Raw genomic sequence first — 15488 nt, 5'->3', positions numbered from 1 at the left:
TGCTCACCGTCTGCAGCCAGTGCCCGGCGGGCAGGCCGTAGCGGGTGGCGGTCGAGGGCGCGAAGCTCTGCGTGGTGCTGGTCCAGTTGACGCTGTCGCCGTCGGGGTAGTCGAGCAGGGTCAGACGCCCCATGGCGTCGTAGCCGTAGCTGGTGACGAAGCCGTTCTCGTCGGTGGTGGACTGGATCCAGCCGTTGTCGTCGACCACGGCCGACTCGGTGGCGCCGGTGGGCGACTCCGGGGTGATGGGGTGCTTGATGGACTGCGGGATGCCGCGCTTCCAGCCCGAGAGCGTGGTGAGGTTGTTGTTGCCGTCCTTGACGGTGGCGACGGTGCCGTCGGCGTTGTAGGTCAGGGTCTGCTTGAGCTTGCCGAAGGCGTAGCTGCGCAGCGGCAGCGCAGTGGCGGCGTCGTAGTCGGTCTGCGACATCACCTGGCCGGCGCAGCTGGCCGGCGCGGTGCAGGTCACCGTCTTCACCTGGCCCAGCACCCATTTCGATGCATTGTCATGGTAGGCAGTGGTTTCTGTACGGCTGTTGCCAGCGGAACTCGAACGAACAACCTTGGTCGGACGAGCAAACGAATCGAGGCATTTGCCTGTGCATTCGTCAGCCACCTGATAAGAAAATGTCACTCCGCCAACGGAAGTCTTGCTAGAGAGCAAAGGAGCGATCTGTTGCAATGTCGCCTTGTTGAAGTCGTATCGTTGGACAACCTCACCAATCGTGGTCGGCCATGCGCCGGAGCCCGGTGCGGCATAGGCGTTCTCGGTGCGCTTCTGTAGATTTCCTGAGGCATCGGATCGCTCTTCCGTCGCTAAGCGACCAACAAGATAGGGAGCATTGATATCGTTGAAGAACGTATACCGTGTTGATCCTAGAGGGCTTGCTACTTGCGCCCATGCCATGCCGGGGCAGGCTGCGCCCCCATTGCAGGTCATCGGATAATTCGAATGAACATCTGGCGACAAATACGTATAGGTTTGCTGCTCTGACACCCCAGGCCCGCTGAGTGTGCGCTTTGTGACGGTAAGCGAGTTGATCACCGAGAAAACGCGTGCCGGTGCACCCGGCGTGGCCGGACAGCCAGGATCGGGAGCCAGCGCTTTCAAGTGATACTTCGACTGGACAGCATAAGTGACAGTCAGCCCGCTCGGATGCGTGAGCTTTGGCTGATACGACACATCGGCCGCCTTGGCCACCAAAGGGCAGGAGCCCGGCGTTGACGTGGCATATCGATCCACGCCGGAATCGAATGTGCGCATGGCCGAAGGCAAATCGAACGACCATGCGGCGCCATCCGGCTGTACGATCTTGACCAACCGCCTAGAATCTAGTGTGGGATTCTCGTACTGGTACTGCCAAACGCGCTGCGAAGCGGCGCCTTCGTTTGCAACGATCCGGTCGATCAATTCCGAATCCGTTCGCCAGTAAAGCTTGAGATTCCTTCCGTCGCTTGCGGTAATGGAAGTCAGCTTATGTCCGTTATATGCATATGTAACGGAATTTCCGAACCGGTCTTCTACTCGTGTCGCCCGCATGAGCGCTCGATTTCTGAGCACTTTGAATGCTCTGCCAAGCTCGGGATCAGGCTGTCTGTACGCCGGATAGGGGCGATAGCTGATGTTGTTTAACCAGTACTTGGTGCCATTGGTATCGACTGCTAGGAACGCTTCACCAGTGGTGTTAGCGGCTGTTGCCAGGCAACCGAATGTCCACCCAGTGAGCGTCACACCTGTAAACGTGTTAACGCCTGATATTGCTTGGCTCGGCTTCCAGCCGCTTGCCGGAAGCTTCAAGAGTTCCATTTCTCCACTTGGCATGACCCATCGCACCCCTTCCTCCCACCCATCGACTGTCGAGAGACTGGCCTGGGATGCCGTGGGGGAACGCTCCATGCCATCAGCAAACTTGGTGCACCTGGCCTCAGGCAACCAGGATGCGACGGCCCCATCGATTGGCGTCCCGCCATAAATGCCGGACGATGGAAGCTCTGCGACGGTCTTGATCTGGGGAGATAGGAACTCCCAGTCCGCGAAGTCCTGTTGCAAGCTTCCGTAATATTTTCCGGCAGCGTACTGGCGGGCAATGATGATGTCGGGGCCATTCCCCTTCAACACCACATCTTCCTGCCGGAACGAGAGCCCTCCAGCATGGAGATTGATGTTCTCTCCAAAAGGCGAGTCGAGTGGCTGAATTGCACTTTGCGGGGATTGCGTCCGATTGCTGTACCCATCCTCCTTGGTTACGTCTTGTGCGTAAGTAGGCCACGTTATAGTAAATATCAAAATTGCCGCGATATATAACAAAGAACAACGTCGACTTGATCTAAAAAGCCCCTTCCTCCATAAAAAGAAGCTGGTTTTTAATAGCAATTCCATTATCCCTGCCTCCCCGGTTTTAGAGCCTTCTAAGCCACTGACACGTAGTAGCACCTTAGTCGCACGAGCATCAACCGCATAACGACTTTAGCACCGCAGTAAGATTACGATACAGTGAGCTTCTTAAAGCATCTAACAAAAATAAGAAACTTCTGTCAAAAATATTTCGCAATCATTCGAGTTGCGGGACCCAATGGCGCACCCCTTAGCTGATGATAAGTTTTTGGTATTGATCAAGCCACTGTTGCCGGTCAAATCTCACCAACGCCACCACCAAGCCCGCAAGCGGTTGGATGACTGCAAGTACTATGGCTTCACCTTCGTCCTACAAACGGGCGTTTCCTGGAAGATTCTGTTACAGGAAATGAACTGCGGCTCTAAGATGACTTGCTGGCGATGGCTGCACGCGTGGCAACCAGCATATGGGATCGCCCCCTTGGGCCGCGGCTAAGCGTTTCCACCATGAGATTATGCACAACCGAAACGCATCTCGCTGACATCATCGACACGCACAGCTTCGAACGAAGACTTAAGACACTCACCGCCCCCTACGAACTCATCTGTGCATGATGGACATCAGAACCAAAACGAATCAAGCTCGACCCGATAATGCTTGGGCTGAACGGCTAGTCTGCCCTCATCTTCCTGCAGCAGGCATACCCCATGATTTTTGACGGCACCGACACCTACGTCAGCACCGCCGATCTCAGCCTGGCGGTGAACGCCGCGATCACCCTGCAGCGGCCCCTGCTGATCAAGGGCGAGCCCGGCACCGGCAAGACGCTGCTGGCCGAGGAGTTGGCCCGCTCGCTCGGCGCGCGCCTGATCACCTGGCACGTCAAGTCCACCACCAAGGCGCACCAGGGCCTGTACGAGTACGACGCGGTCAGCCGCCTGCGCGATTCGCAGCTCGGCGTGGAGGGCGTGCACGAGGTGCGCAACTACCTGCGCCGCGGCAAGCTGTGGGAGGCCTTCGAAGCCGACCACCGCGCCGTGCTGCTGATCGACGAGATCGACAAGGCCGACATCGAGTTCCCCAACGACCTGCTGCAGGAACTCGACCGCATGGAGTTCTACGTCTACGAGACCGACGAAACCGTGCGCGCCCTGCACCGCCCGATCGTGCTGATCACCTCCAACAACGAGAAGGAGCTGCCGGACGCGTTCCTGCGCCGCTGCTTCTTCCACTACATCGCCTTCCCCGACGCCGCCACGCTGGCGCGGATCGTCGACGTGCATTTCCCCGGCATCGAGCGCGAGCTGGTCGAGGAAGCGCTGGCGGTGTTCTTCCAGCTGCGCGAGGTGCCCGGCATCAAGAAGAAGCCGTCCACCTCCGAGCTGATCGACTGGCTGAAGCTGCTGCTGGCCGACCGCATTCCCGCCGCGGCGCTGCGCGAGCGCGATCCCGGCAAGGCCATCCCGCCGCTGTACGGCGCGCTGCTGAAGAACGAGCAGGACGTGCAGCTGCTGGAAAAGCTTGCCTTCATGCACCGGCGGCAGGCGCGCTGAGGCCGGCCGGCGATGCTGATCGGGCTGTTCCATTCGGTGCGCGCGGCAGGCGTGCCGGTGAGCCTGCGCGAACTGCTCGATCTGCACGCCGCGCTCGACGCACGGCTGGCCTACGCCGACCACGCCGCCTTCTACGAACTGGCGCGCCTGGCCTGGGTCAAGGACGAGCGCCATTACGACCGCTTCGACCAGGCCTTCGCGCAGTGGTGGCGCGGCATGGCCACGACGTCGATCGCACCGGACAAGGCGATCCCGGAAGACTGGCTGCGCCGCGAGTTCATGCGCATGCTCACCGACGAGGAAAAGGCCAACATCGACCGGCTCGGCGGACTGGACGCGCTGATGAAGGCCTTCCGCGAGCGGCTGGCCGAGCAGGACGAACGCCACGCCGGCGGCAACCGCTGGATCGGCACCGGCGGCACCAGTCCGTTCGGCAGCGGCGGCTACCATCCGGAAGGAATGCGCGTGGGCCCGCAGGGCGGCGGACGCAGCGCCGGCAAGGTGTGGGAACGGCGCCGCTTCCGCGAGCTGGCCGACGACGCCGAGCTGGGCGTGCGCAACCTGCAGCTGGCGCTGCGCCGGCTGCGCCGCTTCGCGCGCCAGGGGGCGGCCGAGGAATTCGACCTGGACGGCACCATCGACGCCACCGCGCGCGATGCGGGCCTGCTCAACATCCGCATGCGCCCGGAGCGCCACAACGCGGTCAAGGTGCTGCTGCTGCTCGACATCGGCGGCTCGATGGACGACCACGTGCACCTGTGCGAGCAGCTGTTCACCGCCGCGCGCGGCGAGTTCAAGCGCCTGACCCACTACTACTTCCACAACTGCGTCTACGAGCGCCTGTGGCACAACAGCCGCTATTACGACAGCGACGGCATCGGCACGCTGGAGGTGCTGCGCACCCATCCGCCGGACACCAAGCTGATCTTCGTCGGCGATGCGGCGATGGCGCCGCACGAGGTGCTGCAGCCCGGCGGCAGCATCGAGCACCACAACGAGGAGGCCGGCGCGGTCTGGCTGCAGCGCCTGGCGGCGAAATTCCCCAAGCTGGCCTGGCTCAACCCGATGCCGGCGCGCACCTGGCACTACACCGCGTCCAACCGCGTGATCGCGGGACTGCTCGACCAGCGCATGTACGAACTGACGCCGCAGGGCATCGACCAGGCCGTACGCGCACTGCTGCGCTGATTCCGCCAGTCAGGCCCGCCGAGCGCGGCGGGCCTTGCTCAGATCGCCGCCACGCCGATCATCGCGCCCGCGATCGCCAGCAGTCCGGCGACGGCGAAGACCGTCGCGGCCTTGAGGCAGAACACTTCGAAACGGGACATCGGGGGGCTCCGGCGCCGCGGCCCTGCGCCGCGACAGAAGTCTGTGGCGCGCCCGCGTAAAGGCGCCATGCCCTTGCGGGCATTGGCGCGCAAATTCACCGTCAATCCGCGCGAGGCAGACGGCACCGGGCCAGCCGTTCCACGAAAAACGGCCCGGTTTCCCGGGCCGTTGCGTTTTCCTCGTCGATGTCGCTCGCCTCAGGCGGCGAACAGCGCCTTCATCTTCTTCAGCGCGTTGGCCTCGACCTGGCGGATGCGCTCGGCGGAGACGCCGTACTCGTCGGCCAGTTCCTGCAAGGTGACCTTGCTGTCCTGGTCCAGCCAGCGGCGCTTGACGATGTCGCGCGAGCGGGCGTCCAGGCGCTTGAGGCCTTCGCGCAGCAGGTCGAGCTGGTGGTCTTCGCTGTCGGCGCGCTCGTAGGCCTGCGAGGGATCCTCGTTATCGGCCATCAGGTAAGCGGCCGGCGACGGAGGGGCGTGCTCGTCGTCCTCGTCGGCGGGCGCGTCGAAGCCGATGTCGCGTCCGGACAGGCGCGACTCCATCTCCAGCACTTCGCGCTCGGACACGTTCAGGTCGCGCGCCACCGTGCGCACTTCCTCGGCATTCATCCAGCCCAGGCGCGTCTTGCTCTTGCGCAGGTTGAAGAACAGCTTGCGCTGCGCCTTGGTGGTGGCGACCTTGACGATGCGCCAGTTCTTGAGGATGAACTCGTGCATCTCGGCACGGATCCAATGCACGGCGAAGCTGACCAGCCGCACGCCGATCTCGGGATCGAAGCGCTTGACGGCCTTCATCAGGCCGATGTTGCCTTCCTGGATCAGGTCGCCCAGCTGCAGGCCGTAGCCGTTGTAGCCGCGGGCCACGTGCACGACGAAGCGCAGGTGCGAATGCACCAGCTCGCGGGCGGCGTCGAGGTCGCTCTCGTCGCGGAAGCGGTGCGCAAGCTCCTGCTCTTCCTCGACGGAAAGGACGGGGATCTGGTGCACCGCGCCGATGTAGGCGTCCAGCGAGCCGAGCGCGCTCGGCACCGGCAGGTTGTTGGCGACCAGGGGATAGCGGATCGTGGTCTCGGTCATGGCAGGCATTTTAGCAGTGAGCACCTATGACTGCTAAGGCGAGGGAAAGTTCCCCAGCGTTCTGTTCATGGAACAAAAAGCCAGGACCTGGGCAGAGTCCTCCTTCTATGGCGTCAACGGCGCCGAAAACAATGGCTGCCCGCCAGGCTTTCCCGATGCCCATCGATGCGTAGGTCCAGGATCAATAAAATCAATAGTTTATCTGCACAGATCACTCCCTGATCCAGGTAGCCCGCAGCAGGCGCCCCGCCAGCTCGGGCCCCCGGATCCGCCAAACGGCTTCCTCGACGCCCGGGCGCCCGGCTCGCGTCGCGACCGGGCGCCGGCGCGCGGCGGCTACCTGACCTCGAATTCGTAGATGCGCGCCGCCGGGTCGCCGTTCTGGCTCGGGGTGGCGATGTTGAGCCTGACATAGCGGGCCGACTGCGCCGTCACCGCATGGGTGCTGACGTTGGCGGTATTGGCGGCGACGCTGGCGACGGTGGTCCAGCTGCTGCCGTTGGCCGAGAGCTGGATGTCGAAGGCCCTGGTGTTCCAGGACGCCGACTCGCCGCCCGCGCCGGCATGCTTGACCGTGAAGCTGCTGACCGTCTGCGCCGAGCCGAGATCGACCTGCAGCCACTTGCTCGCCGCCAGCGTGCAGAACTTGTCGGCATTGCCGCCGCTCACGGTGCCGTTGACGGCCTTGGCGGGGGATTCGTTGCCGTTGCAGGCCGCCGAGCCGGTAGCCGCCTTGTTGAGGGCGAGGTTGGGGCTGCCGAGCGACACCGTCTGCGTGCTGGTGGCGGTGGCGCCGCCGTTGTCGGTGACCGTCAGCGAGACGGTGTAGCTGCCGGCCGCGGCGTAGGTGTGGCTGGGATTGGCGGTGGCGGCCGTGCCGCCGTCGCCGAAGTTCCAGCTGCGCGAGGCGATGCTGCCGTCGCTGTCGCTGGAAGCGTCGGTGAAGCTGGCGGTCAGGCCCGAGACGCTGGAGGAGAAATGCGCGACGGGCGAGGCGTTGCCGCCGACGGCGTTGTTGATGGCCGCCGCGTACTGGGCGCTGGTGCCTTGCGACCAGCATTTCTGGATGTCGTCGTAGAGCCAGAGGAAGCCGCCGACGATGCCCACCGCGTTCTTCCACGCCGTCATCCGCGTCTGCACGCTGGAAGGGCTGTCGCCGCTGCCGCAGCCGCTGCCGTGGCGGGTCCACAGGCCCGGATCGACGGTCATGCCCATCGCCGTCGACCAGGCCCCGGGGTCGTTGCCGGCGCCGCCGTCGTAGACCTGCAGGTAGATGCCGTCGACGCTGCTGCCCAGGTTGTTCTTGAGGTTCTTCCAGAAGGTCTGCTGGGTATACGGCGCGAAGGTGATCTTGTAGCCCAGGCCGGCGAGCATCTGCCCGAACTGCGTGGTCGGCGAGAGGTCGTAGGCGCTCTCGTCGTCGAAGTTCACCGCGTCGGCGCCGGTGGCAGCCTTCAGCGCCTGGAAGTTGCGGTAGAGGATGCCGTTGCTGCCGGTGCCGCACACGATCGTGGTGCCGCAGCCGGCCGCGGTGCCGTTGACCAGCTTGGCCATGCGCTCGAAATCCGGAACGCTCCAGGCGCCGATCGACACCTCGATGCGATTGACCGAGGTCGGCGCGGTCTTGAGCGTGGCCAACCGTGCCGGCCAGCCGGCATCGCCCATGTAGGCGCCGTTCCTGACCACGGGAATGTCGTTGTAGACCAGGTCGCCGTTGTCCTCGATGTGGAAGCTCCACAGGATCACCGTGGTGAAGCCCGAGCCGCGCAGGTCGTCCATGACGGCCTGGCCGCCGCTGTAGAACGGGCCGCCGCCGTAGATCGCCGATTCCGCGGCGGCCTGGCCGCAGGCCAGGGCCAGTCCCGTGAACAGCAGGGCGTGGGGGAGCACGGATCGTCGGTTGCGGGCACTGCGGATCTTCATGGACGCCTCCATCAGTACTGCGATCTGTCGCATTGCAGGAATCCGGGACGGCGACATCGCCGTCCCCGGGGTGGACTGCCCGCCGGCGCTCGCGCCGGTCGCGGCCGCTACTTGTTCCCGGCGCCCGGCGCCGGGCGCAGCGGATGCGCCTCGGTGTTGAAGGTGACGGCGTCGAAGTCGAGCGCGCCCTTGGGCGAGAACAGCAGGTAGAAATACTTGAAGGTCTCGGCGAAGACGAAGCTCTCCATCGAGTCCTTCTTCTCCTTGCTGCGCACGTCGCTCAGCGCGGCGAAGCCGCTGCGGGTGCGGGTATGGCGCACGAAGTCCTCGAAGAACTCGCGGCCCATCGCGCGATAGCGCGCATCGCCCGTGTAGTGGTGCAGGTAGTAGGCCGACTCGACGATTTCCGGGCGCAGCGCGTAGCCGGGCGAGAGCACCTCCATCTTCGCGTAATCCAGCGACTCGGGCTCGATGCCGTGCAGGCGCCACATCTTCAGGCCGGAATCCTGCAGGCGGCGCGCGCGCTCGAGGTCGCCGCCGAGCGCCAGCAGGGCCGGCATGAAGGCGTCGAGCGCGCCGTAGCGCGTGCGCGTGCGCCGGCCGTCGCGCATGTCGGCGTGCCCGTACCACAGCTCGCCCTGGCGGACTTCGTCGGCCAGGTAGCGGTTGACGCCGCCGATGCTGCCCTCCCACATGCGCTTGCAGTCGGCGTCGCCGAACAGGCGCCAGCACTTGTAGAGGTATTCGTAGTAGGAATCGATGCCGCCGCCGATGTGCGCGTCGGTGTCGGTCCATTGCCCGGTTTCGACGTCGATGGCGGCGCCCACCAGCCCGGTGTCCCTGGCGCGGCGCTCATAGGTCTCGACCAGGGCGCGCTTGGCCTTGTCGTAGAACTCCGGCTTGCCGGTGAGCTTGCCCAGCATGCCGAACTCGAGCAGCAGCGTGCCGGTCTCGGCCGGATTGCTGACCTTGCCGCTGGTCTTGCCGGTGCGCAGGTTGACGTGGGTGTAGGGCAGGCCGGTCGGCGAATCGAACACCGGCAGCAGGCGCCGGCCGAGGTCCTCGGCCAGCTCGAGCAGGCGGGCGTCGCCGCTGAGCTGGTAGCCCGAGAGCAGGCCGCCGAGCAGACGGATGGTGATCTCGAAGTTCTGCACGTCGAGATCGCGATCGAAGGACAGCCGGCTGACGATCAGCTCGCGCGCCTGCGCCGCCTCCTTGTCCAGCCCCATCAGCAGCAGCGTGTCGAGCGCGTCGACCGGGGTCATCAGCAGCGATTGCGCGTACCAGTCGCGGCCGGCGTTGCTGAGCGGCTTTAGGTCGTCGTGGCCGCGCGCGTAGCGCCAGTAGCCGCGCCAGGCGTGGCGGGTCTCGGCCTTCACGCGGGCGGCGAGCCTGGCCGCCTCGGCATCGGTGACCGGGGCGGCTTCGTTCTTCGCCGGCGGGGATGCCGATGTGGCGGTCGCGGCCGTCGCGGCATGCGGCGCCAGCCACAGCGAGAACGCCAGGCACAGCGCGGCCAGCGGCTTCATGGTCATGGTCAAGGCGTCCCCTCGCCGCGTGCGGGCATGGTGTCGGAAGGCGTGGCGGCGGAGACGGCGGCTTGCGCCGAGGCGTCCCAGCCGGGTTCGGGCGAACCGGACAGCGAGCGCAGGCGCAGCGCGCGCTGCACGGCCTGCTGCGTTTCCGCCGTGCGCAGGTGCAGGTACACCGGCTCGCCGGGCAACAGCGTCAGCGCGTTGTCGGACGGGACGACGTCGCGGTCGCCGAAGTCGAGCCACACCCCGCGCATCAGGCTGCGCGCGCGCAGTTCGAGCGCCAGGCCCTCGCCATCCGGGCGCAGCGTGGCGCGCACGTTCGGCGCCGGCCAGCGCAGCTCCTTGGCGGGACGGAAGTACACCGTGCCGCGCGAGACCGCGCGGCCCTGCACCCACAGTTCGAACACGGCGGCGGTGCGCCGCGGATCGGCGCCGCGCAGCAGGCTCTTGTCGCCAAGCACCGCCTCCTCCTGCGCGCCGAGCGGCCGCAAGGTCACCGTCTTGCGCTCCTCGCGCAGGAGCCGGCCGCCGAAGTCCAGGACCCGCAGCCGCCACTCGGCCTCGGTCGGCACGGTCAGGTCGGAGATCAGCGAGACCCGCGTCTTGCCGTCCTTGCGCAGCGGCGCGATCGCCAGCGGCGCGAAGAAGCGGCGGGCATGGAAGTGCAGCGGCTTCCAGCGGCCGAAGTAATCCAGGCTCGACCAGGACGCGCCCGGCCAGACGTCGTTGAGCTGCCAGTACAGCGAGCCCATCGTGCGCGGCCTCGAGGCGCGGTGGTGCAGGGCGGCCAGCTCGATGCCTTCGGCCTGCACCTGCTGGCTGAGGTAGACGAAATCGGGGAAGTCGCGCGGCTCGCCGTATTCGCGGCGGATGTACAGCAGCAGGCGCTGGTTGCCGTCGCCGGCGAGGAACTTCTGGTGCGCGCGGATCACCGGCGCGTCGATGCCCTGCTCGCCCGGTTCGGCGAAGGCGTCCACCGTGCGCAGCGACGGCCAGGCCTGCAGGCCGTACTCGGACATGAAGCGCGGCGTCACGTCCAGGTAGGCGGTCGGCGGTTTGGCCGGATTGCCCCAGACTTCCCAGTAGTGCTTGTCGCCGCGGTCGCTGTCGTTGGCCTTCTCGTCCAGGTCGTTGCTGGGCGAGCTCGACCAGTACGGGATGCCGCCGCCCTCCTCGGCCACCACCTGGCGCAGGTCGCGGCCGAACAGCTGCACGTAGCCCTCCCACACGGTCTTGGCGAAGGCCGGATCGGCCTCGGTCAGGGTCTTGCCGTGGCCCCAATCCTTCCAGGCGGTCTCCTCCTCGTTGTTGCCGCACCACAGCACCACGCTCGGGTGGTGGCGGATGCGGCGCACGTTGTCGCGCGCCTCGGCCACGACGTTGGCGCGGAACTCGGCGTCGAAGGCGGGCGGCATGCCGCCGCCGAACATGAAGTCCTGCCAGACCAGCAGGCCGAGCTCGTCGGCGATGTCGAAGAACGCGTCGCTTTCGTAATAGCCGCCGCCCCAGTTGCGCAGCATGTTCATGTTGGCATCGCGCGCCGCGGTCAGGTCGCGGCGCAAACGCTCGTCGGTGACGCGCGCGGGAAAGGCGTCGAAGGGAATGGCGTTGGCGCCCTTGGCGAAGATCGGCACGCCGTTGATGACGAAGGCGAAGCCCTGGCCGCCCTGCGCGTCCTGCTCGCGGCGCAGCTCCACGGTGCGCAGGCCGGTGCGCTTGCGCGCTGCGCCCTGCACGCCCCTGCGGTCGACCAGCTGCGCCTGGACGGTGTACAGCGCCTGCTCGCCGTAGCCCGCCGGCCACCAGCGCCGCGGCTGCGGTATCTGCACGGCCACGTCCACGCGGTTCTCGCCGCGCTGCAACGCCACCTCCTGGCGGATCGGCGCCAGGGCGGCGCCGTCGGGACCGGTCACCGCGATCTCCAGCGTGGCCTTCTGCGCCTTGTCGCTGTCCACCTGCACGCGCGCCTGCAGATCGGCGCGCTGCGCGTCCAGGTGCTGCTGCACGAGTTGCAGGTCGACCAGGCGCAGCGCATCCCAGGCTTCCAGGCGCACCGGGCGCCACACGCCGGCAGTGACGTAGCGCGGCCCCCAGTCCCAGCCGTAGTGGTAGCCCGGCTTGCGCGCGAAGTTGCCGGTCATCGCGTCCTTCGGCTCGTCGCCGTAGGGCGAGGGATAGTTGCCGGCGATCTTGTGCGGCATCGCCTGCACCCTGGGCAGCAGGCGCCGGATCGGCGAATCGAAGACCACGGTCAGTTCGTTGCCGCGCGCGCGCAGCTTGCCCTCGACCGGGATGCGCCAGGTGCGGAAGCTATTGTCGGTGCTGGCCAGGCGTTCGCCGTTGAGGAAGACCTCGGCGAAGGTGTCCAGCCCCTCGAACACCAGGGCCGCGTGCGCGCGCTTGCGCAGCTCCGCGCCCGCGTCGAAGCGGGTGCGGTATTCCCAGCGCGACAAGCCGATCCATTGCAGCTCGGCTTCCGCCGCGCCGACGTAGGGATCGCGGATCAGTCCGGCCGCGAGCAGGTCGATGTGCACGTTGCCTGGCACGCGCGCGGCATGCCAGCGGGCGGCCTGCGGCTGTTTCGCGACCGCCGCATCGTCGGTCGCCAGGCGGAACTCCCAGCCGTCGCGCAGCGGCACCGACGCGGGCGGCGCCGCCTGCGCCCAGGCCATCCACGCCGCCGACACCAGCAGCACCACCGTCGCGGACCATCCGCGTCGCCGTCCACCCGCCTGCCGCATCCGCCTTCTCCCCGCCCGTGCCGGCGCGATCAGCCCCCATCCCATCGGCAACAGTCCGACCGGCATCAATCGAACTTGTAGACCAGTTCCGCGGACACCTCGCGGCCCACCCGCGAGAACACCCGCTCGTTGGCGTAGATGAAGAACATCTTGTAGGGGTCCTTGTACTCGGCCTCGTCGAACAGATTGTCGATGTACAGGTTGACCCGCGCCTTGTCGGTCATCTGGTATCCGGCGGTCAGGTTGAAATAAATCGGGGCCTTGAGCTTGTCCACGTGCCCGCACACGCTCGGGTCCTCGCCCGGCAGGCGCGGCGCGCATCTGCCGTAGGAGTCGCCGTTGACGTGGCCGATGCGGTTGGCGAACAGGGTAGCCGTCCACGGGCCGCGTTCCCAGCTGGCGCTGGCGCGGATGAAGCTGCGGATCTCGTCGTCGCGCTGCTCCAGCAGCGGCGAGCCCTTGTCGCGGCGCGTATTGGTCTTGAGCTGGTTGGTGTAGTTGAAGGCGAAGCTGAAATCGCCCCAGGACGTGGTCGGAATCCGATAGCGCGCGGACACGTCGACGCCGGCGACCTCACGGTAGGAGAGGTTGATCGGTCCGCTGAACACGGAGCGCACCTGCCCCAGGGGATAGTTGGCATCGGGCAGGCCGGAGGCGTTCGTGCCCGGCGCGCTTCGCGACACGCGCGAGACGATGCTGTCGCATTCGGCCGAACCCGGCGTCACGCGCAGCGGATTGCCGGCCTCCTTGGGCACGCCGTTGATGCACTCGCTTTCCAGGTCGAGGATGTCGGTGATGCTGAAGTCCTGGACCTGGTTGTCGATGTTCATGCGCCAGTAGTCCGCGCTCAGCGACAGGTTGTCGGTCGCGTCCCAGACGAAGCCGGCGCTCCACGACTTGCCGGTCTCGCTCTCCAGCTTCAGGTTGCCCGTGCGGCTGATGTCATGGCGGTAGTACAGGTCCTGGGAGCCGCAGCTGGGCTGCAGGTCGCGGCGCACGCAGTTGGCGATGTCCGAATCCTCCTGCGTGCCGGTGCCGCTGGTGGCGAACAGGTAATGCATGTCGGGCGCGCGGAAGGTGGTGTTGTAGGACGCGCGCAGCAGCAGCCTGTCGACCGGACGCCATTCCAGGCCGGTGTTCCAGGTGAAGTTGCCCTCCTTGCGGCTGTCGTCCTTGTAGCGGTCGTAGCGGCCGGCCGCGGTCAGGTTCAGCGATTCCAGCAGCGGCACCTTGAACTCGACGCCGGCCGCGTAGCGCTTGCGGTCGCCGCCGCCCTGGTTGACGCCGCCGGGCTGGTCGTACTGCTTGCCCGGGCCGAAGGTCAGCGGATCGGGGTGCAGGCGATAGCCCTGCGAGCCGGCCTCCAGCACGGCGGCGAACCCCACCGGGCCCGCCGGCAGATGGAACAGCTCGCCGTTGACCGCGAACTGCGCCTGGTTCATCCACGACTCGGCGCTGCTGTGGCCGCGCGTGGTCATGGAGCGGAAGGCATCGCCCGACATCGGATTCCAGAAGCGGTTCTGGTCCAGCGTATAGATCGGCGTGCCGTCGTCGGTCACGCCCTGCTGCGGCCCCAGGAAGTAGTCGTCGATCGCCGACTGCAGAATGGCCGGGAAGCTGAACTTGACCTCGTACTCGGTGCGGCCGACGGTGGCGTCCCAGTCGAACTTCTCGCCGAAGTGCCCGCGCAGGCCGCCGGCCACGTCCCAGGAACGCTCGTTGGTGCGGAACAGGAAGGGCTTGCGCTGGCCGGCCTCGGCCACGGTGAAGGCGCGGCGCCCCTGTATGCGCTGGCCCAGCTGCGGGTCGTACCAGCTGCCGCCGCGGCCGTCGAGCAGGGTGAAGCGCAAGGCCTCGTCCTGGCGCGACTCGCCTTCGCTGTCCCACAGCGAGGCGCTGATCCAGGCCTGCATGCCGTTGTCGAACTCGTACTGGAAGTTGCCGAACGCCGACTTGTTGTCCGAACCGTTGCGCAGGCTCCACAGCGCGTTGCCCTTGCCCTGGGTGCAGCTGTAGCCGGGGAACTCGGGCGGGTTGCCCTCGTTGCCGATGAAGTCGTGCAGCGGCAGGTCCTGGAAGCGCTCGCAGGCGCCGTCGGGCGGCGTCACGCGTCGCTTGTTGCCCAGGTCGATCAGCTCCACGCCCCAGATCCACGGCCAGGCGTCGTTGACCAACGGCTTGACCCGCGAGCCGGGCTCGTAGTCGGAATCGACGAACGGCCGGTCACCCGCGAACAGCGTCTCGCGGCCGCTCCACTGCAGGCCGTAGGTGGCGCTCCACTTCTCGCCGGTGCGTCCGCCGACCCAGGACAGGTCGAAGGAATCGCCGCCGCCGCGCGTGGTGGTGCCGCCCTTGATGCGCACTTCGTCGCCGTTGTAGTTCTTCTTCAGAATCACGTTGATCACGCCAGCCATCGCGTCGGAGCCATAGATGGCCGAACCGCCGCTGGCCAGCACCTCGATCCGCTCCACCATCGCCATCGGGATGTTGTTGAAGTTGGCGAAGTTGCCGCGGCCCTCGTAGGGCAAGGGGTAGTCCGCGACGCGGCGGCCGTCGATCAGCAGCAGCGTGCGGCCCGGGCCCAGGTTGCGCAGGTTCAGGGGGCTGGCGTTGGGCGTGGGGCCCTTGTTGACGTCGGCCTGCACCGTGCCGGTGACCTCGGTCAGCGTGGACAGCGCCTCGTAGACGTTGGCGAAGCCTTCGCGCTTGATCTGCTCGGCGCCGATGATCGTCACCGGCGCCGGACCCTCGACCTGGGCGCGCTTGATGCGCGAACCGGTCACCGCGACCTTCTCCAGGTCGGTGGCGGCCGGCGCGGCGGCGGGCTGCGGCTGCGACGACTGCGCATGGGCCGCGTGCGGCAGCGACAGGGCCGTCAGCAGCGCGGCGGCCAGCGTGGATGTCTGGATATTCCCCTTCATGCCGCTCCTCCCGAAGAGCCAAATGCGGAAATAGGTTTGATGACGTGATCCATCGATTTTGAACGATCTAAATC

At 66.4% G+C, this 15488-nt stretch carries 7 protein-coding genes and 1 pseudogene; 2 read left to right on the top strand and 6 right to left on the bottom strand.

Features of this window, described 5'->3' with window-relative positions:
- Positions 1 to 469, bottom strand: a 469-nt coding sequence (locus MD221_RS12465) for an RHS repeat domain-containing protein (RefSeq protein ID WP_425602269.1), incomplete at its 3' end; no start/stop codon positions are given.
- 2574 nt (positions 470 to 3043) lie between these two features.
- On the opposite strand from MD221_RS12465, the gene MD221_RS12460 reads away from it, so the two are divergent.
- Positions 3044 to 3889, top strand: a complete 846-nt coding sequence (locus MD221_RS12460) for an AAA family ATPase (RefSeq protein ID WP_242112107.1) — start codon at positions 3044 to 3046, stop codon at positions 3887 to 3889.
- A 12-nt stretch (positions 3890 to 3901) separates the two neighbouring features.
- Positions 3902 to 5077, top strand: a complete 1176-nt coding sequence (locus MD221_RS12455; RefSeq protein WP_242112106.1) for a vWA domain-containing protein — start codon at positions 3902 to 3904, stop codon at positions 5075 to 5077.
- 338 nt (positions 5078 to 5415) lie between these two features.
- Here MD221_RS12455 and rpoH read toward each other — a convergent pair whose 3' ends face one another.
- The 5 genes and pseudogenes from rpoH to MD221_RS12430 all read right to left on the bottom strand — a co-directional run bounded on the left by rpoH (position 5416) and on the right by MD221_RS12430 (position 15414).
- On the bottom strand, positions 5416 to 6303 hold the full coding sequence (rpoH, locus tag MD221_RS12450) for an RNA polymerase sigma factor RpoH (RefSeq protein WP_425602268.1): 888 nt from the start codon (positions 6301 to 6303) through the stop codon (positions 5416 to 5418).
- Between the two features lie 327 nt (positions 6304 to 6630).
- Positions 6631 to 8184 carry a PKD domain-containing protein gene (locus MD221_RS12445; RefSeq protein ID WP_242112103.1) on the bottom strand — a complete coding sequence of 518 codons (1554 nt, stop codon included), beginning with the start codon at positions 8182 to 8184 and terminating at the stop codon, positions 6631 to 6633.
- Between the two features lie 140 nt (positions 8185 to 8324).
- Positions 8325 to 9752 carry a glycoside hydrolase family 47 protein gene (locus MD221_RS12440; protein WP_242112102.1) on the bottom strand — a complete coding sequence of 476 codons (1428 nt, stop codon included), beginning with the start codon at positions 9750 to 9752 and terminating at the stop codon, positions 8325 to 8327.
- Positions 9753 to 9817: 65 nt separating this feature from the next.
- Positions 9818 to 12424: pseudogene (locus MD221_RS12435) on the bottom strand (beta-mannosidase); the annotation flags it as partial.
- A gap of 134 nt (positions 12425 to 12558) precedes the next feature.
- A complete protein-coding gene (locus MD221_RS12430; RefSeq protein WP_242112099.1) occupies positions 12559 to 15414 on the bottom strand; it encodes a TonB-dependent receptor plug domain-containing protein in 2856 nt (951 codons plus the stop codon).
- Positions 15415 to 15488: the final 74 nt, after the last annotated feature.

Origin of the sequence: Luteimonas aquatica, from assembly GCF_022662575.1 — a bacterium.
GTDB classification, from domain to species: domain Bacteria; phylum Pseudomonadota; class Gammaproteobacteria; order Xanthomonadales; family Xanthomonadaceae; genus Luteimonas; species Luteimonas aquatica.
Note: the sequence above shows the minus strand (reverse complement) of the source record. Positions and strands in the feature narration are given on the sequence as shown.